The following is a 21,029-nucleotide window of genomic DNA, read 5'->3' as shown; positions in this document are numbered from 1 at the left end:
AGCCCCTAGAGCACAGCCCCCATCGCCTTGATCAACACCGGGTCGCGCCCATAGATATCGGGCGCGTACACCAAGCCACCCTGACGATCCACCTCAACCGTCCAATACCCCAGCAGCACCGGCACCGGTGTGGCCAGCCTGAACTCATGGGTCACGCCGGTGGCCAGCAATTCGTCGGTGCGCGTCCGTTCGGCCGGGCTCACCAGCAGGTCGCGCAACAGCAACGGTTGCTCCACCCGCACACAGCCCGAACTGAACGCTCGCGGCCCTTTGGTAAACAACGGCTGGCTGGGCGTGTCGTGCAGGTACACCGAATACGGGTTGGGAAAGCGCATCACGATCCGGCCCAACGGGTTACGCGGGCCGGCGTCCTGGCGCAGAAGAATGTTGCCCGGGCGCGACCAGTCCACCTGGTCTGCCGTCAACGGATGACCTTGGGCATCGAGCACCTGCAAGTTTTGCTGGCGCAAATATTCGGGGTTCAAACGAATGGCCGGGAGTTTGTCCTCGCGCATGATGGTCGGCGGGATGGTCCAGGTGGGGTTGAGGGTCAACCGGGTGATGCGCGACTTGAGCAGCGGCGTCTGGCGTTCGGCGCGGCCCACCTGCAGGCGCGTCTGCCACACCGGGATACCGCTTTGGTAGACGCTCAGTTGCGCCGCCGCGACGTTCACCACCACCCCTTCGGGTTCCAGGTCCTGGGCCAGCCAGCGGAAACGCTCGAGGTTGATGCGCAGTTGTTCGCGACGCATGGCCGGGCTGATATTGAGTTCGGCGACGGTCCCCGCGCCGATCACGCCATCCGCTTGCAATGAGTGGCTGGCCTGGAACGCCTTCACCGCCTTGACCAACTCGTCCCGGTACTGCTTGCCGTTTCCGGGGCTCGCCTTCGCCAGGTAGCCGCCGCTGAACAAGCGGCGCGCCAGTTCCGGCACACGCGGGTCTTCCATGCCGGGGCGCAGCAAGGGGCCGTTGGCGACCGGGTCCCAATGCGGCAAGGGTTGCAGGCGCACGGTCGCGTAAGCATTGCGCAGGCTGCGATACAAATCCGCGCTGGGGCGGGCCTGATCGAACGCTTGCGCCATGTCTTGCAACCCCGTGGCGGCAAACGCCAGCACCACGGTGTCCGGGTCACGGGCCGGCGGCAGCGCATGCCATAGCGGCTCGAACCGCGATTGCTGCAGGCGACCGTAATGCAGGTCCTGCAGGGCTTGCAGGTACTGGCGGCTACTGTCGATATCACTGCACAGCACGTTGGCCGTGGCGTCTACGGCAGGCAGGCTATAGTGGGTGGGGTCCAGGCCATCGTCGGCCAGCAACTGCAGCTGGGCCTGCAACGCTGAACGGCGTTCACCGCTTGCCCACAACGGAGCGTCGCCCTGCTGCTGGTAGAACGCCTGCAACCGCAGCAGTGCGGCAGCGTCGATGCGTGGCGCCAGGTCGGGACAGACGCTGGGCAATTGCGCCAGGGCCAGCTGGATCGGGCTGGATGGTGCAACGGGGACTGCGTCTGTCGGCAACAGTTCGGCTGTCGCGACCAGTGGTGCAACGAGCAAGCAAATGCTCAAGTAACATGCGTGTTTTTTGAACAATGACTTTGCTCCAATCCACAGTGGGGGGATGTACTGTAGATGCTGACTTTTATCCGTCGCCTCGGCCTGGCTGCCATGAGCCTGGCTGTATTGAGCCAGGCTGCGATCGCCGCCAATGGCAATCCTCCCTCCCTGTATAACAGCCTGGCGCGCTCGGCTCCAGAACTCAATCCCACCGTATTGAAAAGCGCCCTGAGCGCCGTGCAGTGTGCGGTCAATAATGGTGAAGAACGCTCCGATCGCCTGGCGGTTATCGACTACTCGCAACCCTCGACCGCTCGTCGCCTGTGGATCTTCGATTTGCGCAAGAAAACCCTGGTGCTGCGTGACCTGGTGGCCCATGGCGCAAAATCCGGGGAAAACTTCGCCACGCAGTTTTCCAACCGCGAGGGCAGCCACCAGTCCAGCCTGGGGCTGTTCCGCACCCAGGAAAGTTACCTGGGCACCCACGGTTATTCATTGCGCATGGACGGCCTGGAGCCCGGTTTCAATGACCAGGCCCGCGACCGTGCGCTGGTGATTCACGCCGCCGACTACGTCAACCCGGCCTGGAGCAAACGCGAAGGCCGCATCGGTCGCAGCCAGGGTTGCCCGGCCGTACGCCCGCAAGTGGCGCGTCAGGTGGTGGACAAGCTCAAGGATGGGCAATTCATGTTTTCCTGGTACCCGGACCGGCATTGGCTGAAGTCCTCGACCTACCTCAATTGCAAACCCCAACAGGTGGCCAGTAGTCGTACAATCCGTGGTGGATAGCCTGTCCCCACCGATAAAAGAGAGCGCCGCATGCTTCTACACAAGTCCACCTGGATCGAAATCGGGCAGTTTCTGGAGCGCAGCCGCACGGTCGTGATCCCCATTGGTTCCAATGAACAACATGGCCCGACCGGCCTCCTGGGCACCGACTGGATGTGCCCGGAGATCATCGCCCATGAGGCACAGAAGAACGCCGACATCCTGATCGGCCCCACCTTCAATATCGGCATGGCCCAGCATCACCTGGGCTTTCCCGGCACCATCTCGCTGCGCCCTTCCACCTTTATCGCCGCGATTGGCGATTGGGTGCGCTCACTGGCCGGGCACGGTTTCGAGAAGATCCTGTTTCTGAACGGCCATGGCGGCAATATCGCCACCATCGAGGCCGCGTTTTCCGAACTGTATGCCGAGGCCAGCTACGCCCGTCGCGAAGCCGGGTTTGCGCTGAAGCTGGTGAACTGGTGGGACCTTGAAGGTGTCGGCGATCTGGCGCACCGCCAGTTCCCGGTGGGCCATGGCAGCCATGCCACGCCGTCGGAGATCGCGGTCACGCAGTGGGCGTATCCGGAGTCGATCAAGTCAGCCGATTATTCGCCGCAGATTGCCAACACCGGTCCGATCCGCGAGGCGCTGGACTTCCGCGCACGCTTCCCCGACGGACGCATGGGCTCGGACCCGGCCCTGGCGACCGTGGAAAAAGGCGGTGAGTTGGTGGCGCTAGCGGCCAAGGGCCTGGTCAGGGCGGTCGACAGTTTCAGCAGCGAAGCGAAACCCTGAGCCCTCCCCCTGCGACCCTTGTAGTGAGCGGGCTTATCCCGCGCTGGGTTGCGTAGCAGCCCCAAAACCAGGCGCCTCGGTCTTTCTGAAACACCGCAGCGGCAGGGTTTAGGGCGGCTTCGCCACCCAGCGCGGGGCAAGCCCGCTCACTACAGGTTACTGGCAGTCTTTGGCTGCCTGTTCCAGCCGGGAGGGCGTGATCGCCGATGCCAGCGGCTTGCGCTCATACAGGAACACTTTGGTGCCGTCCTGGGACTTGTAGGCTTCCAGCACATCATCAGCAGCGAACTTGCTGGTCAGCAGCACCTTGGCGTGGCGCGAGTTCTGCGTCACGGTGGAGGTGATGCCGTGCTTTTCAAGCGTGGGCAATACGCACTGCACATAGCCTTCAGGCGTCTTGCTGGTTTGCAGGGTCAAGGTCGGAGCATTGGGTGCGGAAACACAACCGGTCAGTCCCAAAGAAGCAAAGGCCAGGGCCGGGGCGAAAAAAGAGCGCATAGAAATTCCTGAAAATAACTGAAAAAAGTTCACATCAACCCGCTCGGACCAACGCCTTGAGCGACACATCAAACTGCCTCAAGGCATCTTGCTGCACATCGCGCTGCTGCTCGATCTGCGCGGCGATCTCGGGCGCCGCCTTGTCATGCACCCACACCGATGACACCTGCTTGTGCACCGAACCTTCGGCCTTGGCGATGTATTGCAAGTCCGCGTCATAGAACCGTGCGGTAAAGCTTGCTTCCACCCAGTCGTTGCGCGGGGTCAGCAGTTGGTTATGGGTATCGAGCATCACCACTACGTCCGGGTGCGCCTGCACCAGCTCATCCAGGCTGCTATAGACCGTGACGGACAAAAAAGTGCCCTGCAGCGAACCCAATAGCCAATCGATGGCCAACTCCGGATCGGAGCTGTTGACGAATGCCTCGCGGATACGTCCGTCAAGGGCATCCTTGGCGCCGTTCATGGCCATGGCGTGGTAGCGCTCAAGGTAGCGGAGGTTGTCGCGGGTGTTTTCGCTGTACAACACCCCCACCGACTGCGCGTGCGCCAGGGAGTCTACGCTACCCACGAGTGGCAGCAAATGGCCCGTACGCAGTTCATCGGCACTAACCGGGGTGGTCATGACCACCGAACCCAGCATCAACATCATCAAACCCAGTTGGATTATCGTCCTCATCGCGCATTTCCTTGAGCAGCGTCTCGATGGTGCAATTCTCCCCTTTTCCAGCAAAAACAGAACTTGCGATCCTTGATGGTGACTATCATTTGAACCGATAGTGTTACACCGCCCGCTTTCAATAAAACTTATAAGGACCACGCCATGAAGCCGCACCAGAAAACCTTCGACCGCATTCGCGAAGCCGTACTGCCGGAGTTTCGCGAGCGGGTCGCCGATTACCTGGTCGATTATGAAGCCGTGCTGCAGGACGAAACGGCCGACGCCGACGAGCGCTACGCCAGCGCCCAGCAACTGCGCGGTTACCTGCGTGGCTTGAACACCACCCGCGTGCTGGGCATGGCTGATTGGGAAGACCTCGACCGGCGTGTCGCCCACGAATGGCTGGCGCCGCTTACAGCGCCGGGCGTTGCAGGTTGACCCAGGCCTGCACTGACGGGCGCTGCCACTGACGCTCGGCATACGCCACCAGCTCGGCCGGCACCTGGTCACCATTGAGGATCAGCCGGTTGAGCATCACCGCCAGGTCCACATCGGCAATCGACCACTCGCCGAACAAGTACGCCGCGTTGCCCGCCAACAACGTCTGCGCCGCACTGAGCAACTTGTGCGCAGCGGCTTGCGCCACGGGCGACAGGGGCGGCATTTTCGCGCCGTAAAACACCACCAGCGTCGAGCGTTCCTGACGAATCGGCAGCAAGTCGCTGCGCAACCACGCCTGGACTTGCCGCGCCCTCGCCCGCTGCCTGGGGTCAGCCGGGTACACCGGCGTCCCGGGGTAGACCTGTTCGAGGTATTCAGTGATCGCCGAGGACTCCGACAGGGCAAAGTCACCGTCCAGCAACGTCGGCACGCGCTGCGTCACCGACAGCTCGGTGTAGTCCTTCGCCTGTTGTTGTGCGGCGTCCAGGTCCAGGGTACGGGTGTCGAACGCCAACCCCTTCTCGTGCAGGCTGACGAATACCGACATCGCATAGGGGCTGGTGAATTGAGCGTCAACGTAAAGGCGTAACGGCTGCATGGCGAGTCTCCTTGGGTGAAGTGCCACGCTACGAGATATGCGTTGGTAAAGAAAATGCAGGTTTTTTATGGGGGCATTCCTGGCAGGAATAGCACGGGTAGTGGCAATATTATGGCTATTCGCGATTTCTCGACATTGCTCCCCCTTCGTGGCCTTCAAGGAATGAATAGCACATGAAACAAGCGGTTGTGGTCATCCACGGCATCGGCGAACAGCGCCCGATGGACACCCTGCATGGCTTTGTGGACGCCATGATCCCGGCGAACACGCCCGACGCAAAACCCTTCTACTGGAGCAAGCCGGATCGGTTGTCGCGCAATTTCGACCTGCGCGTATTGAAGTCGCCAGGCCGCACGTCCACCGACTTCTACGAATATTATTGGGCCCACAAGATGCAGGGCACCAAGCTTGGCCACCTGCTGAGCTGGTTGTGGGACCTCTTCAAGCGCCCGCGCCGGGATATTCCCGACGCGATCGTGCCGATCTGGCGCACCACGCGCTGGACACTACTAATACTTTTGCTGCTGATCGCCAGCGGCACCCTGGCCACGACCTGGGGCCGCTTCGATCACACCGACAACCCCTTCGCGCTGGTGCCGTTGCTACTAGGCGCCATCGGCCTCGGATTACGCTATTCCGCCCTGTCCTACCTGGGTGATGCGGCGCGATACCTGAGCCCCAACCCGCAGAATGTCGTGGTGCGCGAACAGATCCGCGCCGATGGCGTAGCGCTGTTGCGCGCCCTGCATAACCAGGGTGACTACGACCGGATCATCGTGGTCGGCCACAGCCTGGGCAGCGTGATTGCCTACGACATCGTCGGTTACCTGTGGCACGAGCATCACGATCAACTGAACAAGGTCATCCCCAGCAATCACGAATTGGCCAGACGCTACGCCAACCACGAACCGCTGCAACCGGTGCTCAAGCAAGCGCTGCCCGATGCCGGCGCGGCCCTTGATGGCGGCCTGGGCAGCACCCTGAGATTTCGCGAACAACAGGCCGCGGCCTTTATCGAACAACGCAACCTGGGCAACCCCTGGCGTATCACCGACCTGGTCACCGTGGGCAGCCCGATGGCGCATGCCAGCCTGTTGCTGGGCCGCAGCGTCAGCGACTTCCAGCAACGCATGGAGCGTCGTGAAGCCCCGGCCTGCCCGCCCACCAAGGATGACCAAGGCTACGGTTACAGCGCCCGCCAACCGGTCACGCTCGGTGGGCAGGCTTTCACCCCGCTCTACCTGCACCATGCCGCCGCGTTTGCGGTGACGCGCTGGACCAACCTCTACTTCCCCGCACCTTACGGCCTGTTTGGCGACATCGTCGGCGGCCCGGTCAAGCCGGTGATGGGCAATGGCGTGCTGGATTTGCCGGTCACTGTGGGTCGCTGCAAAGGCTGGCTCGCACGCTCCTGGCTCAGCCACACCCACTATTGGAGCGAGCGCAGCGGCGCCCAGGGCTACCTCGGCGCATTGACCCAGGATGAACACGCGATCAGCCAAGGCCCCCGTCCTTCGGCCACCGAGGCCCTGCGCTGGGCGATCGACCTCAAGGGTCTGCGGCGATTTCGCTCGACCGAGCCCAAGAACACAGCTACACCTACCGAGGCTTAACCCGCAAAACCACCCGCCTTGAGGAACGCCTGCTCCGGTTCGGTGGTAGCCCTGGCCAGCACCGCGTTGCGATGGGGAAAACGCCCGAACCGTTCGATGATGTTCGCGTGCTCCTTGGCCCAATGAAAGGTACGGGCATCCAGTTGCTGATTCAGCGCCAGCGAGCGCTGCTGATCCGCCGGGTCTTCGGAATGCTCGAACGGCAAATAACAGAACGCACGTAGCTCAGGTTCGATCAGCTTATCCAACCCCGCGTCCACCATGCGCCGGGCATACAGCCGCGCCAGGGGGTCGGTGGCGAACATATGCGCGGTGCCGCGAAAGGCATTGCGTGGGTATTGATCCAGCAGAATCAGCAAGGCCAACGTGCCCTCTGCCGACGCCAGCCAGTCTTCCAGTTCGCGACGGGCGGCCTGCATATGGGTTTCGTAGAAGGTGTCGCGAAAGGCCGCGTCAAACGCAGCATCCTTGGCGAACCAACGCTTGGGTCCGGCCCGTTTCCAAAATTCAACGACCGCCTCGGCCGGTTGTGCAGGCATGCTCATCACTCTCCCCCTGGGTCAAACCACGGATTTCATCGCTTGACCCTAACAGCAAAGGAGCGGCGCGATAGTGAGACAAACTCATACTATTTGAGACAAACACAAGTTCTCCTCACGTTGCACTCAGATGCCTGAAAAACGCGAGAAACATGAAATAGGCACAGACCGCCAGGGCCACACCCATGCAGCGATTGAACAACGTGAACGCCGCCGCGCCATTGATCCGCCGCCCCAACAAAGCCCCGAGCAACGCATACATCCACGGCGCGCCGAACGCTGCGAAGGCCAACGCGGCAGAAACACTGGCAATGGCCAGCCCGGTGATATGCGCCGCCGGCAACATCACGCTGGTGATCGGCAACACCGCCATGATGCCCTTGGGGTTGAGCAACTGGATCACCAGGCCATTCCAGAACGTGAGGGTTTTGGCCGGTGCCGTTGAAGTGTCTTCATCCACTACCGTACGGGCGGTGAACACCTGATAGGCGAGGTACAAGGTGTACACCCCGCCCACCAGGGAAATGTACGGCAATGCCGCGTGGGAAATAATCGCTTCGCCGGTGTAGCCAAACAGCACGAACAACACCAACATCGCGCACCCCACGCCGGCGAAGAACCCGGTAGAGCGACGAAACTGACCGGTGAGCCCGGCGTTGAGGCCCATGAAATTCACCGGGCCAGGGCTGTACATGACGCTGAAGGCGTAGAGGAAGATATCCATGGGGAACCTGCAGTAAAAAGAATGCCTTGAGTCTACTGAGGGCGATTGGAAACACTCTTGTACGTTTGTGGTCGTTGTAGTGAGCGGGCTTGCCCCGCGCTGGGCGGCGCAGCCGCCCCAACCCCAGGCACCTGGGTCTTCCTGAAACACTGCGGCGTCCTTGTTGGGGCGGCTGCGCCGCCCAGCGCGGGCAAGCCCGCTCACTACAGTCCTGTTTCAGGGGCAGGTGCTATCGCGTGATGAAGCAGCTCCAAATCCAGGCACCTCGGTCGTCCTGAAACACCGTGGCGTCCTTGTTGGGGCGGCTGCGCCGCCCAGCGCGGGGCAAGCCCGCTCACTACAATGGGTTTACAGCAGGGGAATCGAATAGCTCACGAACAAGCGATTCTGATCCTGGTCCCTGGCCACTTCACTGCGTGACATACCGTTACGCCAGCCGAACCCGACGTTCTTGAAGGTGCCGCTCTGCACCACGTAATCCAGGGAAATATCGCGTTCCCATTCGCTGGCGTCCTGGCCGCTGGCGGTCTGGATATGGTCACCCTTCAAGTACATCACCGAAGCCTTCAAGCCCGGTACACCCAAGGCGGCAAAGTCATAGGCGTATTGCGCAAACGCGGTGCGCTCGCCCGCCTGAATGAAGGTCTGCACGGTGCGGTCGGTGTAGAGGTACAGACTGGAACCGCCCTCGCCTTTGTTCACCAGGCCACCCTGGTTGAGTTGGGCGAAGTTGCTATCGTCTGATACCTGCTGGTAACCGGCAGTAATCGCGTGCGGGCCCAGGGAATAGATGAACGCCGCACTCCAGGTGTTGTTGTCGATTTCACCGCTGCCGTTTTTGGTATAGCCGCCGAACTTGTAGCCCTCGGCACGGCCGGCGGCGCTGCTGTTCTTGCCGTCGGACGTGGTCTTGAAATAGCGCAGATCCGTCTTCAGCGAGCCGTAGTCACCCAGCGGCAACACATGGATCAAGCCGGCGAAGTGCTGTTGGTAATAGTCTTCGAGGTTGGCGTAGTAATACTGGACCATCAGGTCCTTGTTCACTTGGTAGTCGGCACCGGCGTAGTTGAATTTATTGCTTTCCCGGGTACCGCCTGCCGCAGCCAGGCCGCTGCTGTCGCTGGAGCCACGGCCGGTGGTGTGTTGCAGTTGGCCGCCGATGAGGGTCAGGTTGTCGATGTCCTTGCTGGTGATTTGCCCGCCCTCAAAGGACTGCGGCAACAGGCGGCCATCGTTACTGACCAGGATCGGCAGGTTTGGGCGCAGGTAGCCGTAACGCGCTTCGGTCTTGGCAAAACGCGCCTTGGCCGTCGCACCGCCACGGGCCCAGTTGTCGGTGGCCTTGCCGTCATCGCTGGGGATCATCGAGCTGCCGACGTGGCGCCCGGCGCCACTGTCGAGGGTCACCCCGAGCATGCCGACCGCATCCAGGCCGAAGCCGACGGTACCGTCGGTAAAGCCCGATTGATAGTTGAGGATAAACGCCTGGCCCCACTCTTCGGTCTTCGACGGTGCGGCGGCGCCGTCACGGTTGTCGTTGTTGAAGTAGAAGTTGCGCAGGCCCAGGTTGGCTTTGCTGTCCCCCAGGAAATCAGCCGAGGCCAAGGGGCTCAGGGCCAGACCGAGGCCGCCGGTCAATACGCTTAATACATTCAAAGTAGCTTTCATCAGGACGAACTCCGGCGCGGAATCCAAGTTCCGGGCGCAAAAAATAAGCAGCAGGATGCACGCGACCGCACTTGAGTGGGCCGGTGCGCTAACGAACGGTCAGAGACTTAGTTGAGCGAGTGAACCTCCGTAAGACCTCAGTCAATCAATCCATGGGCGTCATAAAACGGATACGGTCCCGGGTATTCCCCGAACACGCCGTTGTGGCTGATCAAGCCGTGTTGCGCATCCCAGCGATGCAACAGATAACCCGCCGGCTCCAGGTTGAAATGCGCGGGCGCGGCGTCTTGCAAATCCAGCACGATCTGATGGGACGTGCCGGGGCATACACAACTGAGGCTGCCACCGAAACGCCGCTGCATGGGACGGTGCAAATGCCCGCACAAAAGGCGCTCGACTTGCGGATGGCGCGAGACGAGTTGTTCCAGGGCTGCGGCATTGATGAAGGGCTCACGGTCCATATGGCCAATACCGCTGATAAACGGCGGGTGGTGCAGGATCAGCAAAGTCGGCGCGTGCGGGCGTAACGACAATTGCTCGTCGAGCCATTGCAACTGGCTGTCCAGCAACTGGCCGCCATGGCCGCCGGGAATCGTGGAGTCAAGCCCGATCAAACGCAGCGGATATTCATCCACCACCCAATCCAATGGGCCATCCGCCGACACCGGCAGGTAGGCATGCTCGGGGAATGCATCCAACAGCGCCCCGCGGTTGTCATGATTGCCGGGCACCAGGTAGCACGGCATGAGCAGGCGCGCGAGTTCGGGGCGCAGCACGGCGTATTCATCGGCGCGGCCGAAGTCCACCAGGTCGCCGCTGACCACCACGATGTCGGGCCGTGGGTGGGCGGCGTTCAAGTGGTCGACGGCACGGCGCAGCGCGCCCAGGGTATCGACTACGCCATAGGTGAGGCGCTGGCCGGCTTTGAGGTGCAGGTCACTGATCTGCGCGACTAGAAACGGACGATTCAACATAAATTCTCAAGCATTCAGGGTGAACAACATGTGCGGGGCGATCGCCAGGGCAATCGGCGCGCCAACGGCATGCAACTGGTTATCCTGGCTGTCGACCAGCAGCGGTTGCGGGCCGCCCACTTCGACGATCAGGCGGCTTTGCGCGCCCTGGAAAAACTGCGCCACCACGTGGCCGTACAAGTGCCCTTCGCCTTCCATCACCCGCAGGTGTTCGGGGCGGCAATACACCGTGCCGGGCTGGTCGGACGCCTGCCACGGCAGTTCACCGCCACACACTTTCAGGCGGTGCGGCGTTTGCCCGAGCACCGAGAAGGCATTGAGGTTGCCGACAAACCCGGCGACGAAGGCGTTGGCCGGCTTCTGGTAGATGTCGCGGGGGCTGGCCAGCTGGGCGACACGGCCGTGTTCCATCACCAGGATGCGATCGCCCAGAGCCATGGCTTCGCCCTGGTCGTGGGTGACAAACACGCTGGTGATACCGAGGCCACGCAGCAGTTCATTCAGCTCACTGCGCAGGCGTTCACGCAGTTGCGCGTCGAGGGCTGCCAACGGCTCATCCAGCAGCAACACCTTCGGGCGTGGCGCCAAGGCACGGGCCAGTGCCACCCGCTGACGCTGGCCGCCGGAGAGTTCGTGAATGCTGCGTTTGCCGTGGTGCTGCAAGCCCACCAATTCCAGCAACTCTTCGCAGCGCTTATTGCGCTCGGGCGCCGACAGGCCGCGAATCTTCAGGCCATAGACAATGTTCCCGGCCACATCCAGGTTGGGAAACAGCGCATAGTTCTGGAACACCATGCCCACGTCGCGACGTTCGATGGGCAGGCGGGTGACATCCTGATCGCCGAAAAACACCTGGCCCACATCCGGGCGCTCAAGCCCCGCGATCAGGCGCAGCGTGGTGGTTTTGCCGCATCCGGAAGGCCCGAGAATCGCCAGGGTTTCACCGCCCTCGACGGTCAGGTTCAAGTCATGCACGGCCACGGTGCCGTCGGCGAACGCCTTGCGACAGCCTTTCAGATCAAGGGTGATAGCGGTCATCGACGCTCTCCACGGGACAAACGAGCACTGATGGCCTGCAACGCAATCAACAGCGGCACGATCATCAGCAAAAAGATAAGGGTGTAGGCACTGGCTATTTCCAGACGCGCCGAGGCGTAGCTGTCGGCCAGGCCAACGGGCAAGGTCTTGGTCATCGGTGTGTGGAGCATCCAGGTCAGGTTGAACTCACCCAGGGACAGGGTGACCACCATCAGCACACCCGCGAGGATCCCTGCCCGGCAATTGGGCACCACCACGCTGAAGAAACGCTTGAGCGGCCCCGCGCCAAGGCTTGCCGCGGCCTCCTCCAGTACCGGCAGTTGCTGGCGCTGCATCACCGCCATCACCGGGCGGACCAGGAACGGCAAGGTGAACAGCACGTGGCCGACCAGGATGAACAACGAGCTGCTGCGAAAGCTGCCGAACTGGCCGTAGGTCAGCAGCAACGCCAACGCACTGGCCAACCCCGGCATCGCCACCGGCAGCACCATCAACTCTTCGAAGGCGCGGCTGAAGCGGTTGTTCATGCGCACCAAGGCATAGGCCGCAGGTACGCCAATCACGCAGACAGCGACCGCGCAGGCCAGGGCCAGTTGCAGCGACAACCACACCGTGGGCGAATAGGCCTGCCACACCTGGAGCAACCAATCGAAGGTCAAGCCGCTGGACAAGCCCACGAAGAAGTTGCGCGTCAGCCCGGCCAGCAACGACATCAGCACCGGCACCAACATGAAGGCGCATACCAGCAGGGTGAACAGCAATTGAATGACAAACAGAGATGAACGCTTCACAGCACAGTCCCCGAGTTCTTCACCAGGCGTCGCGTGAGCAACAACACCGCCCAGGTCACCGCGCCGAGCACCACCGACAGCGCAGCGGCGACGGCAAAGTTGGCGTAGTTGGTGAATACGTTGTAGATCGCCACCGGGGTGACATTCAGTCGTGTGCCCAAGGTAAAGGCCGTACCGAAGGCCCCCATGGACGTGGCAAAACAGATCGCCCCGCAGGACGCCAACGCGGGCGCCAGGCCCGGCACGATCACATCGCACACCACGCGCCAGTGCCCGGCGCCCAGCGAGTGGGCCGCTTCTTCCAGGCTGCGGTCGAGGCTCTCGCACGCCGCCATCACCGTGAGGATCACCCGTGGGATCGAGAAGTACAGGTAACCCACGAACAGCCCCGCCAGCGAGTAGGCAAAGATCCAACGCTCACCGGCCAGTTGCAGGCCCAGTGCGGCGAACAGTCCTTGGCGCCCGGCCAACAGGATCACCAGGAACCCCACGACCACGCCGGGAAACGCCAACGGAAAGGTGAGCAACGCGACCAGCGCCGAACGCCCGAAGAATTGCTGGCGAGCGAGGAATACGCCGCTGATGCCACCGATCACCAGCGCGACCGCTGTCACCACCACGGCCAGGACCAGGGTTTGCCCAAGGCTGCCCAGATACTGCGCGCTGCTGAGCACCTGCCAGTAACCACTGCCCTGGCCGTCACGGCTCTCGGCGCCGAGCAGCATCAGATGCGCCAGCGGTAATAGCCAGAACGCGAGCAGTAGCGCGAGGGCCGGCGCGAGCGGCCAGGTCATGCGTTTTGCTGCCACTTACTTGACCTCGTTCAAATAACGGGCGGCGAAAGCTTCCTGCACGGCGGCCATTTTTGCGTAGTCCACCACCCCGGCGCGGGCGTAGTCGCTGTCGGGCAGGAACTGCGCGGCAACATCGGCGGGCATTTTCATCGCCCGTACCGGGCGCAGGTAAGCCTTGGCCCAGAGTGCCTGGCCTTGGTCCGACAGCACGAAATCGAGGACCTTCTCGGCATTGCCGCGGTGCGGCGCGTTGGCGACCAGGCTCATGACATACGGCACGCTGATGCTGCCTTCCTGGGGGATCACGAAGGCGACATTGGCCTTGTCCTTGTAGCGCGCACGGTAGGCGTTGAAGTCGTAGTCCACCAGGATCGGCAACTCGCCGGACAGCACCCGTGCGTACGCAGTTTGCTTGGGCACGATGGGGGCGTTTTTTGCCAGTTTCTGGAAGTAGTCGATGGCCGGGGCGAAGTTGTCCAGGTCGCCGCCCATGGCGCGGTTGATCGCGACCGCCGACACGTAGCCGACGAAAGCGCTGGACGGGTCAAGGTAACCGACCATGCCTTTGTATTGCGGCTTGAGCAGGTCGGCCCAGCTTTGCGGGACCGGCAGGCCACCGAGTGCATCAACATTGACCATGATGCCCAAGGTGCCGGAGTGGATCGCGAACCAGTGACCGGCCGGGTCCTTCAGACCGGCCGGGATTTGTTCCCAGGCCTTGGGTTTGTAGGCGTCGACCACTGCAGCTTTTTGCGCCTGCAGGCCGAACGTCACTCCGTAGTAGACGACGTCCGCTACCGGTGCGGCTTTTTCAGCCACCAGTTGCGCCAGCGACTGCCCGGAATTTTTGTTGTCCAGCGGCACGTGCACCCCCGTGCTGTCGGCGATGGCCTGCAACTGAGTGCCCCAATCGGCCCAGTCCGGCGGGCAGTTGTAGCAAATCGCGGTCTCGGCGGCCTGGGCCAGGCTGGCGGTGCCGAACAGCAGCACGGCGGCCAGGGTTTTACGCAGTGTGCGCATTAAGAGTCTCCTGATGGGGTTGAGTACTTTCGCCCGGCCGGATATGGCAAGGCAGGCAATGGGACGTCGGGGCAAGACCTGCGATCTGCGCCAACAATTGATCAATCACGGTGCTGGCGAGCAGCGCGATGGGCTGCACCACGCTGCACAGAGTCGGGTGCATCTGGGTGCCGAGGGCAATCCCGTCAAAGCCCATCACCGACAACTGTTCGGGCACGTTCCAGGCGTTGCGGCGCAGCTCGGCGATCAGGCTGATGGCCAGGAAGTCGTTGGAACACACCAGTGCGCTGGGCGCCTGCGCGCCTTGCAGAAACGGCGCGATCACCGCGTATTCGGCCTGGGTGTGGGCGGGCATTTCGATGACCGGACGGATGCGCAGGCCGTATTCCTGCATCGCGTCGCAATAACCGGCGTAACGCAAGCGCGCACGGTCCGACTGCAACGCGGGACCGGCGACCATGCTGATGCGTCGGTGGCCCGCCTCGAGCAAATAGCGGGTGGCCAGCGCCATGCCCGCGCGGTTGTCCACCGACACAGCGCTGTAATCGGGATTGCCCGGTTGGTGATACGCCAGCACAAACGGGGTTTTCTCGGTATTCAGGCTACTGAGCACCGCATTGCTTTCGGCATCGGTGACGGTCAGCACCAAGCCGTCGACCCGTTGGCGCAGCAGCTCTTCCACCACACTGCTTTCGCGCTCGCTGCTGTAGTCGGTGGTCGCCAACAGCAGGCTGTAACCGCGCAGCCGTGCCGCACGCTCCATCGCCTGAAACTGTTCGGCGAACACCGGGTTGAGCAAGTTGGGCACCACCACGCCGATCAACCGGGTGGTTTGCAGGCGCAGTTGGCGGCCCAGCAGATTGGGACGGAACCCCAGCTCACGGGCCGCGGCGAACACCTGTTCACGGGTGGCTGGTCGCACCTGGTCGGGGGAAGCAAAAGTGCGCGCGGCGGTGGCGCGTGATACGCCAGCCAGCCTTGCTACGTCTTTCAAGTCAGTCATTGTCGCTCGCTTGAGATCGATCTCATTGGCGAGGACAGTAGCGGCGCAATGTGGCAGGACGGTGCCAGGAAGATGAAGCTTTTATGGCGATGGGGTGCAGCGCACCCTGCAACCCATCGTTTTACTTATCATTGAAATAGCGCGACGCGGCTGTTTCAGCTACTCGGCGATTTTCATACTCGTACTTCCTCCCCCGTAAGGAAATACGTGATGTCACCGATGAGCATGCTACTGGCCCACTTCGCCGCACTCGCTGCCACCCTGCTTGGCATCGGCAGCCTTACCTGGCTGATCGCCTCGCTCGGGCGCCTGTGGCTTTAAGCCGGAATGTCGGCACTCAACGCCTGGATCAGCGCCTGCGCCTGAGCATCGCGCTGTGCGGTATAAAGCACCACCTCACGTGCGGGCAGCGGTGGCAGATCAAACCGCTGCTGCGCATCCACGCATCCCTTCGGCGCCATGCGCTCCACCATCACCCCTACCCCGATGCCAGCGACTACCGCAGCACCGATGGCAAGAATTCCGCTGCCGACGAATGCCTCCTCCCAGGCGCGGTTGCACAGTTGCAGCGCGCTCAGGGCCATACTGCGCATCCCGCAGGGCTCGGGCTGGATAGCCAATGGCAACGCATCACCCCGGCGCAGCGTGAAGCCTTCGGCGGCCATCCAACCGAAATGCTCGACCCCCACCACTTCTCCGTCCTGGCGCCGATTGTCATGGCGCAGGATCATTGCCACATCCAATTTGCCCTGCTCATAGTTCACCAGCATGTCACGCGAGGTGCCCAGGCTGAATGCAACCACCACCTCAGGATCGACGCTGGCCAGGCGGCGCAACCAGACACTGAGGTCGGCGCCCACGATGTGATGGCTGACCCCCACGCGCAAGGTGCGCTTCTGCCGCCCAAAGCACTTCAATGTGTTCTGGTAGTGATCGAGCAATTGCCGGGCATTGGCCACGAACATCTGGCCATGGGCAGACAACGTAACCTTGCGCGGCGTGCGCTCCAGCAACTTATGGCCGAGGGTTTCTTCCAGGCGCTTGATCTTCAGGCTGATGGCCGCCTGGGTGCCGCCAATCACATCGGCGGCACGGGTAAAGCTCTGGAGTTCGGCAACCAGGACAAACGCCTGGATAGCTTCTATGTCGGGCATTTTCATAAAGACGTGGGCGCAGGCTGATTCAGAGGAGCAGACGTTAGCACGCCGGGGAGCTTGGGTTGAGCCCTTCGGTTTGTTCGGCGAACGCAGGTATTCAGGTTGAGGCGTTGTGCAGCAGTCCTTCATCAATCGCTATGGCGATAATGTCTTTTGCGGGCACCTCGACCCAGGCGGCCGCGTCAGGCGCTCCCGTTGTCGCCAACCATCGCCCGACCATCTGATGACCCAACGCGTACCCCAGCCATCTGGGCTTGTCTCCCGTGCCGAAAAACCACGCGTTGTGATCATAGTAAGTCGCTTCAAGCTCACTCAGGCTCACCGGCGCAGCTTGCAGTGCTTCGAGGCCATGCGCGCACTCCCAAGGCTCCGGCTCGCTACCCAGTACATGCTGCACAAACTGCCCGGCCAGCCCTTCGCTGACCAGTGCTTCACCCAGCGTCCAGCCGTAACCCGGCCCCGCCATGCGCAGGCAATGATGCACCTCGTGAACGATATGCCGACGCACGGCCCCGCCTTTGAGGCTGGCGGCAAAATTCGGATTGTCGGGATCCAGGGTCATGGAGAACATCGTGCTGCGGTAGGCTCGCCCGACCAGACCGAGTTCAGCGATGGTTTCGCCGGGCAATCGCTGGACCAGCACATCCAGTCGCGGCGGCGGCATACGGCGGGCAATCGCACGGTAGGCCAGCTCGAACTCCTCCTTCAACACCTGATGAAACTCTGCCAGGGAGCCAGACGCCTCCAGCCAGTGCAACGTCCATGCATCCATCATGACCTCCCGTCGACAACTCCAGGACCACGTGCCCAGGCGGACCATCATAGCGATAGAAAGTCACACAAGCTGCGTAACTTGCAAACGCGCGCGGTGAATTCCGCTCGCTAACCTTTCGATCTGATCCAAGTGCGGGCACAATGCGTGTCCTTTTTTGGCAGGCACCGCCGCAGGCTCTCAAAAATGATCAAAACGCCGTACTACCTCATCGATAAACAGAAACTTCTGGTCAACATGCAGAAGATTGCTTACGTGCGCGAGCAGTCCGGCGCCAAGGCGTTGCTGGCCCTCAAGTGCTTCGCCACCTGGTCGGTGTTCGACCTGATGCAGCAATACATGGACGGCACCACCTCGTCGTCGCTGTATGAGTTGAAGCTCGGTCGCCAGAAGTTCGAAGGCGAGGCGCACGCCTACAGCGTGGCCTGGGCCGACGATGAAATCGAAGAGATGCTGGATAACTGCGACAAGATCATCTTCAACTCCATCAGCCAACTGCAGCGTTTTGCCGAGCGCAGCGAAGGCAAGACCCGCGGCCTGCGCGTCAACCCGCAAGTGAGCAGCTCCGACTACCTGCTGGCCGACCCGGCGCGTCCGTTCAGCCGCCTCGGCGAGTGGGACCCGGTGAAGATCGAAGGCGTGATCGAGCAGATCAGCGGCTTCATGTTCCACAACAACTGCGAGAACGGCGACTTCAGCCTCTTCGACAAGATGCTGGGCACCATCGAAGAACGCTTCGGTGAGCTGCTGCACAAGGTCCAGTGGGTCAGCCTCGGCGGCGGCATCCACTTTACCGGTGAAGGCTATGCGCTGGACGCGTTCTGCGCGCGCTTGAAAGCCTTCTCCGAGAAATACGGCGTGCAGGTGTACCTGGAACCCGGCGAAGCGGCGATCACCAACAGCGCCTCCCTGGAAGTGACCGTGCTCGACACCCTCTACAACGGCAAGCACCTCGCCGTGGTAGACAGCTCCATCGAAGCCCACCTGCTGGACCTGCTGATCTACCGCCTCAACGCCAAGCTGGCGCCGAGCGAGGGTGACCACACCTACATGGTGTGCGGCAAATCCTGCCTGGCCGGTGACATCTTCGGCGAGTATCAATTTGATCGTCCGCTGGCCATCGGCGATCGGCTGTCGTTCATCGACACCGCAGGCTACACCATGGTCAAGAAAAACTGGTTCAACGGCCTGAAAATGCCGTCCATCGTAGTGAAACAACTCGACGGTACCGTCGAAGTGGTTCGTGAATTTGGTTACGACGACTACCTGTCCAGCCTTTCGTAAGCTGGCGGATAAAGGAGAGATAAAGCAATTGAAAAAGAACGTTCTTATCATTGGTGCAGGAGGTGTCGCCAAGGTGGTGGCCCACAAGTGCGCGCAGCACAACGACGAACTCGGTCGTATTGCTATCGCGTCGCGCAACATCTCCAAATGCCAGGCCATCATCGACAGCGTCAAGGCCAAGGGTAGCCTCAAGGTTCCCGCCGACATCCAAGCCTTCGCGCTGAACGCCCTGGACGTGGAAGCGACCAAGACCCTGATCCGCGAGACCCAATCGCAGATCGTCATCAACGTAGGTTCCGCGTTCCTCAACATGTCGGTGCTGCGCGCCTGCATCGATACGGGCGTTGCCTACCTCGACACCGCCATCCACGAAGAGCCGGGCAAGGTCTGCGAGACCCCGCCGTGGTACGGCAACTACGAATGGAACCACCTGGAAGAGTGCAAACAGAAGAACATCACGGCCATCCTTGGCGTGGGCTTCGACCCGGGTGTCGTCAACGCGTATGCCGCGCTGGCGCAGCAACAGCATTTTGACCGCATTGATTCGATCGACATTCTCGACGTCAATGCCGGCTCCCATGGCAAATACTTCGCCACCAATTTTGATCCGGAAATCAACTTCCGTGAGTTCACCGGACAGGTGTGGAGCTGGCAGAACAGCCAGTGGACCAGCAACACCATGTTCGAAGTCAAGCGCACTGACGACCTGCCCGTCGTCGGCTCGCAAAACCTATACCTGACCGGCCACGATGAAGTGCACTCGCTGTCGAAAAACCTCGACGTGCCCAATGTGCGCTTCTGGATGAGCTTCGGCGAACACTACATCAACGTGTTCACCGTACTGAAAAACCTCGGCCTGCTTTCGGAAAAGCCGGTCACCACCGCCGAAGGCGTGGAAGTGGTGCCATTGAAAGTGGTCAAGGCCGTGCTGCCCGACCCGTCGTCGCTCGCTCCGGGCTACACCGGCAAGACCTGCATCGGTGACCTGGTCAAAGGCACCAAGGATGGCCAGCCCCACGAGATGTTCATCTACAACGTGGCGTGCCATGAAGAAGCCTTTGCCGAGACGGACAGCCAGGGCATCTCCTACACCGCAGGCGTGCCACCGGTAGCCGCCGCGCTGCTGGTTGCCCGTGGCGAGTGGGATGTGAAACACATGGTCAACGTCGAGGAACTGCCGGCTGAGCCGTTCTTGAAGGCGCTGGACGTGATGGGGTTGCCGACCCGAATCAAGGATGAGCACGGTGATCGTGCATGGGATGCGATTGCTTGATAGCAATTGCTGACTGAACAAAAAATGCGCCCTCAGGGGCGCATTTTTTTGGGTGGAGCCCCCATCACGCTGAGATGATCGTTCCCACGCTCTGCGTGGGAATGCCGCCTGGGACGCTCCGCGTCCCATCAGTTAGTGCGAGGTTGAATCACGCGCAGTGGTGACGCGGAGCGTCACGGGATGCGTTCCCACGCGGAGCGTGGGGACGATCTTGGCCGACAGGCGCTTTACGCGGTCACGCCTGATCGTTTCCACGCTCTGCGTGGGAATGCCGCCTGGGACGCTCCGCGTCCCGTCGCTTAGTACGAGGTTCGAATCACGCGCAGTGGTGACGCAGAGCGTCACGGGATGCGTTCCCACGCGGAGCGTGGGGACGATCTCACTCACCTAGCGGCGTGAGCGTGGACGGCACCAGGCGCCTGAGCTATCTTCGGGCGCCCTCCCGACAGACCCGGAACAGGAAGTTACCGCTTGAGCACATCGTCCCTACTGCGAGGCCGCACCTTCGCCCTCCTCGCCGGCATCACCTTTATTGCCGTGGACCAGTTGGTGAAACTTCTGGCTTTGGTTTCACTACAAGCCAACAGTTTCAAAATCGGCTCCACCCCGTTCAACCTTGCGTTGGAGCTGAGCCTGAATCCCGGCGCATTCCTGAGTCTGGGCGCTGCCCTCCCCCCTCAGGTCAAACAACTGGTTTTTATCGTGGGGGTTGCCGTCGTGGTGGCCTGGGCGATGGGGTGGTCGCTGTCCAACTGGAATCAACCCCTGCGTAAAGTCTTGCCGCTTTATGCCATTGCCCTCGGTGGTATCGCCAACTTGATCGACCGTGTCTTTCGCGACGGTCATGTCGTTGACTACATGGTGTTGAACGTGGGGCCGACGCATACCGGGGTGTTCAATATCGCAGATATTGCGATTACCGCCGGGGCGCTGTTCTTGATGGTGGATCTGTTTGTAAAACGTAAGGCCTGAGGTAACAGCTCGTTCCCACGCGGAGCGTGGGGACGAGCTCGACACCGACATGATCGTTCCCACGCTCTGCGTGGGAATGCCGCCTGG

Annotated in this window: 22 protein-coding genes; 7 read left to right on the top strand and 15 right to left on the bottom strand. The window is 61.6% G+C overall.

All coding sequences use genetic code 11. The features are described 5' to 3' along the window. Positions 1-5 precede the first annotated feature (5 nt). Positions 6-1,592: a L,D-transpeptidase family protein gene (locus tag ACQRBV_RS24405; RefSeq protein WP_161549458.1), complete on the bottom strand. Its 1,587-nt coding sequence runs from the start codon at positions 1,590-1,592 to the stop codon at positions 6-8. 39 nt (positions 1,593-1,631) lie between these two features. Here ACQRBV_RS24405 and ACQRBV_RS24400 point away from each other — a divergent pair, with 39 nt between their 5' ends. Continuing rightward, on the top strand, positions 1,632-2,345 hold the full coding sequence (locus ACQRBV_RS24400; protein ID WP_060757185.1) for a murein L,D-transpeptidase catalytic domain family protein: 714 nt from the start codon (positions 1,632-1,634) through the stop codon (positions 2,343-2,345). A 30-nt stretch (positions 2,346-2,375) separates the two neighbouring features. After that, positions 2,376-3,122, top strand: a complete 747-nt coding sequence (locus tag ACQRBV_RS24395; RefSeq protein WP_060757186.1) for a creatininase family protein — start codon at positions 2,376-2,378, stop codon at positions 3,120-3,122. Positions 3,123-3,278: 156 nt separating this feature from the next. Here the strand turns inward: ACQRBV_RS24395 and ACQRBV_RS24390 are convergent, their stop codons facing one another. Then, positions 3,279-3,620, bottom strand: a complete 342-nt coding sequence (locus ACQRBV_RS24390) for a hypothetical protein (protein ID WP_090371598.1) — start codon at positions 3,618-3,620, stop codon at positions 3,279-3,281. A 34-nt stretch (positions 3,621-3,654) separates the two neighbouring features. Next, positions 3,655-4,299 carry a hypothetical protein gene (locus ACQRBV_RS24385; protein WP_060757188.1) on the bottom strand — a complete coding sequence of 215 codons (645 nt, stop codon included), beginning with the start codon at positions 4,297-4,299 and terminating at the stop codon, positions 3,655-3,657. Positions 4,300-4,443: 144 nt separating this feature from the next. Here ACQRBV_RS24385 and ACQRBV_RS24380 point away from each other — a divergent pair, with 144 nt between their 5' ends. Next, entirely contained in the window at positions 4,444-4,719 is a 276-nt protein-coding gene (locus ACQRBV_RS24380; RefSeq protein WP_411985562.1) for a hypothetical protein, read from the top strand. Here ACQRBV_RS24380 and yfcF read toward each other — a convergent pair. After that, positions 4,694-5,320 carry a glutathione transferase gene (gene yfcF / locus ACQRBV_RS24375; protein ID WP_411985563.1) on the bottom strand — a complete coding sequence of 209 codons (627 nt, stop codon included), beginning with the start codon at positions 5,318-5,320 and terminating at the stop codon, positions 4,694-4,696. The two genes, ACQRBV_RS24380 and yfcF, sit on opposite strands and share 26 nt — an antisense overlap. 173 nt (positions 5,321-5,493) lie before the next feature. On the opposite strand from yfcF, the gene ACQRBV_RS24370 reads away from it, so the two are divergent. Beyond that, entirely contained in the window at positions 5,494-6,933 is a 1,440-nt protein-coding gene (locus tag ACQRBV_RS24370; protein WP_411985564.1) for a hypothetical protein, read from the top strand. Here ACQRBV_RS24370 and ACQRBV_RS24365 read toward each other — a convergent pair. The 11 genes from ACQRBV_RS24365 to ACQRBV_RS24315 all read right to left on the bottom strand — a co-directional run bounded on the left by ACQRBV_RS24365 (position 6,930) and on the right by ACQRBV_RS24315 (position 17,413). Continuing rightward, entirely contained in the window at positions 6,930-7,472 is a 543-nt protein-coding gene (locus ACQRBV_RS24365) for a DUF924 family protein (RefSeq protein WP_411985588.1), read from the bottom strand. The genes ACQRBV_RS24370 and ACQRBV_RS24365 overlap by 4 nt on opposite strands. 115 nt (positions 7,473-7,587) lie before the next feature. Continuing rightward, positions 7,588-8,196 (bottom strand): LysE family translocator, encoded by a 609-nt coding sequence (locus tag ACQRBV_RS24360; protein ID WP_411985565.1) that lies wholly within the window; start codon positions 8,194-8,196, stop codon positions 7,588-7,590. A 348-nt stretch (positions 8,197-8,544) separates the two neighbouring features. After that, complete coding sequence (locus tag ACQRBV_RS24355; protein WP_161549455.1) at positions 8,545-9,864, bottom strand: OprD family porin; 1,320 nt, start codon at positions 9,862-9,864, stop codon at positions 8,545-8,547. Positions 9,865-10,001: 137 nt separating this feature from the next. After that, positions 10,002-10,835, bottom strand: a complete 834-nt coding sequence (locus ACQRBV_RS24350; protein WP_060757210.1) for a phosphodiesterase — start codon at positions 10,833-10,835, stop codon at positions 10,002-10,004. Between the two features lie 9 nt (positions 10,836-10,844). Further along, positions 10,845-11,876 carry an ABC transporter ATP-binding protein gene (locus ACQRBV_RS24345; protein WP_411985566.1) on the bottom strand — a complete coding sequence of 344 codons (1,032 nt, stop codon included), beginning with the start codon at positions 11,874-11,876 and terminating at the stop codon, positions 10,845-10,847. After that, positions 11,873-12,667 (bottom strand): ABC transporter permease, encoded by a 795-nt coding sequence (locus ACQRBV_RS24340; RefSeq protein WP_060757196.1) that lies wholly within the window; start codon positions 12,665-12,667, stop codon positions 11,873-11,875. The genes ACQRBV_RS24345 and ACQRBV_RS24340 overlap by 4 nt, the downstream gene beginning before the upstream one ends. Beyond that, positions 12,664-13,461 (bottom strand): ABC transporter permease, encoded by a 798-nt coding sequence (locus tag ACQRBV_RS24335; protein ID WP_060757197.1) that lies wholly within the window; start codon positions 13,459-13,461, stop codon positions 12,664-12,666. Before ACQRBV_RS24335 ends, ACQRBV_RS24340 begins: the two co-directional genes overlap by 4 nt. Positions 13,462-13,476: 15 nt before the next feature. Then, a complete protein-coding gene (locus tag ACQRBV_RS24330) occupies positions 13,477-14,481 on the bottom strand; it encodes an ABC transporter substrate-binding protein (RefSeq protein ID WP_411985567.1) in 1,005 nt (334 codons plus the stop codon). Then, entirely contained in the window at positions 14,465-15,484 is a 1,020-nt protein-coding gene (locus tag ACQRBV_RS24325; RefSeq protein ID WP_104993419.1) for a LacI family DNA-binding transcriptional regulator, read from the bottom strand. The genes ACQRBV_RS24330 and ACQRBV_RS24325 overlap by 17 nt, the downstream gene beginning before the upstream one ends. A gap of 317 nt (positions 15,485-15,801) precedes the next feature. Then, positions 15,802-16,638, bottom strand: coding sequence for a LysR family transcriptional regulator (locus ACQRBV_RS24320; protein WP_411985568.1), 837 nt, complete (start codon positions 16,636-16,638; stop codon positions 15,802-15,804). Between the two features lie 100 nt (positions 16,639-16,738). Then, a complete protein-coding gene (locus ACQRBV_RS24315; RefSeq protein ID WP_411985569.1) occupies positions 16,739-17,413 on the bottom strand; it encodes a DUF2268 domain-containing putative Zn-dependent protease in 675 nt (224 codons plus the stop codon). Between the two features lie 186 nt (positions 17,414-17,599). Here ACQRBV_RS24315 and ACQRBV_RS24310 point away from each other — a divergent pair, with 186 nt between their 5' ends. From ACQRBV_RS24310 to ACQRBV_RS24300, 3 genes are all read left to right on the top strand, one after another. Then, entirely contained in the window at positions 17,600-18,697 is a 1,098-nt protein-coding gene (locus ACQRBV_RS24310) for a carboxynorspermidine decarboxylase (RefSeq protein ID WP_090371620.1), read from the top strand. Between the two features lie 28 nt (positions 18,698-18,725). Further along, entirely contained in the window at positions 18,726-19,970 is a 1,245-nt protein-coding gene (locus ACQRBV_RS24305) for a saccharopine dehydrogenase family protein (RefSeq protein WP_411985570.1), read from the top strand. A 471-nt stretch (positions 19,971-20,441) separates the two neighbouring features. After that, a complete protein-coding gene (locus ACQRBV_RS24300; RefSeq protein ID WP_060757204.1) occupies positions 20,442-20,942 on the top strand; it encodes a signal peptidase II in 501 nt (166 codons plus the stop codon). The last annotated feature ends 87 nt before the right edge of the window (positions 20,943-21,029 follow it).

This window comes from Pseudomonas sp. R11F (assembly GCF_050312575.1).
Taxonomy (GTDB): Bacteria; Pseudomonadota; Gammaproteobacteria; order Pseudomonadales; family Pseudomonadaceae; genus Aquipseudomonas; species Aquipseudomonas palleroniana.
Note: the sequence above shows the minus strand (reverse complement) of the source record. Positions and strands in the feature narration are given on the sequence as shown.

Bases quoted from the DNA above. Each gene is read 5' to 3' on its own strand.
- ACQRBV_RS24345 (WP_411985566.1), bottom strand. From the start codon at position 11,876: ATGACCGCTATCACCCTTGATCTGAAAGGCTGTCGCAAGGCGTTCGCC.
- ACQRBV_RS24315 (WP_411985569.1), bottom strand. From the start codon at position 17,413: ATGGATGCATGGACGTTGCACTGGCTGGAGGCGTCTGGCTCCCTGGCA.
- ACQRBV_RS24325 (WP_104993419.1), bottom strand. From the start codon at position 15,484: ATGACTGACTTGAAAGACGTAGCAAGGCTGGCTGGCGTATCACGCGCC.
- ACQRBV_RS24320 (WP_411985568.1), bottom strand. From the start codon at position 16,638: ATGCCCGACATAGAAGCTATCCAGGCGTTTGTCCTGGTTGCCGAACTC.
- ACQRBV_RS24360 (WP_411985565.1), bottom strand. From the start codon at position 8,196: ATGGATATCTTCCTCTACGCCTTCAGCGTCATGTACAGCCCTGGCCCG.
- ACQRBV_RS24400 (WP_060757185.1), top strand. From the start codon at position 1,632: ATGCTGACTTTTATCCGTCGCCTCGGCCTGGCTGCCATGAGCCTGGCT.
- ACQRBV_RS24355 (WP_161549455.1), bottom strand. From the start codon at position 9,864: ATGAAAGCTACTTTGAATGTATTAAGCGTATTGACCGGCGGCCTCGGT.
- ACQRBV_RS24390 (WP_090371598.1), bottom strand. From the start codon at position 3,620: ATGCGCTCTTTTTTCGCCCCGGCCCTGGCCTTTGCTTCTTTGGGACTG.
- yfcF (WP_411985563.1), bottom strand. From the start codon at position 5,320: ATGCAGCCGTTACGCCTTTACGTTGACGCTCAATTCACCAGCCCCTAT.
- ACQRBV_RS24395 (WP_060757186.1), top strand. From the start codon at position 2,376: ATGCTTCTACACAAGTCCACCTGGATCGAAATCGGGCAGTTTCTGGAG.
- ACQRBV_RS24335 (WP_060757197.1), bottom strand. From the start codon at position 13,461: ATGACCTGGCCGCTCGCGCCGGCCCTCGCGCTACTGCTCGCGTTCTGG.
- ACQRBV_RS24385 (WP_060757188.1), bottom strand. From the start codon at position 4,299: ATGAGGACGATAATCCAACTGGGTTTGATGATGTTGATGCTGGGTTCG.
- ACQRBV_RS24365 (WP_411985588.1), bottom strand. From the start codon at position 7,472: ATGCCTGCACAACCGGCCGAGGCGGTCGTTGAATTTTGGAAACGGGCC.
- ACQRBV_RS24310 (WP_090371620.1), top strand. From the start codon at position 17,600: ATGATCAAAACGCCGTACTACCTCATCGATAAACAGAAACTTCTGGTC.
- ACQRBV_RS24380 (WP_411985562.1), top strand. From the start codon at position 4,444: ATGAAGCCGCACCAGAAAACCTTCGACCGCATTCGCGAAGCCGTACTG.
- ACQRBV_RS24330 (WP_411985567.1), bottom strand. From the start codon at position 14,481: ATGCGCACACTGCGTAAAACCCTGGCCGCCGTGCTGCTGTTCGGCACC.
- ACQRBV_RS24370 (WP_411985564.1), top strand. From the start codon at position 5,494: ATGAAACAAGCGGTTGTGGTCATCCACGGCATCGGCGAACAGCGCCCG.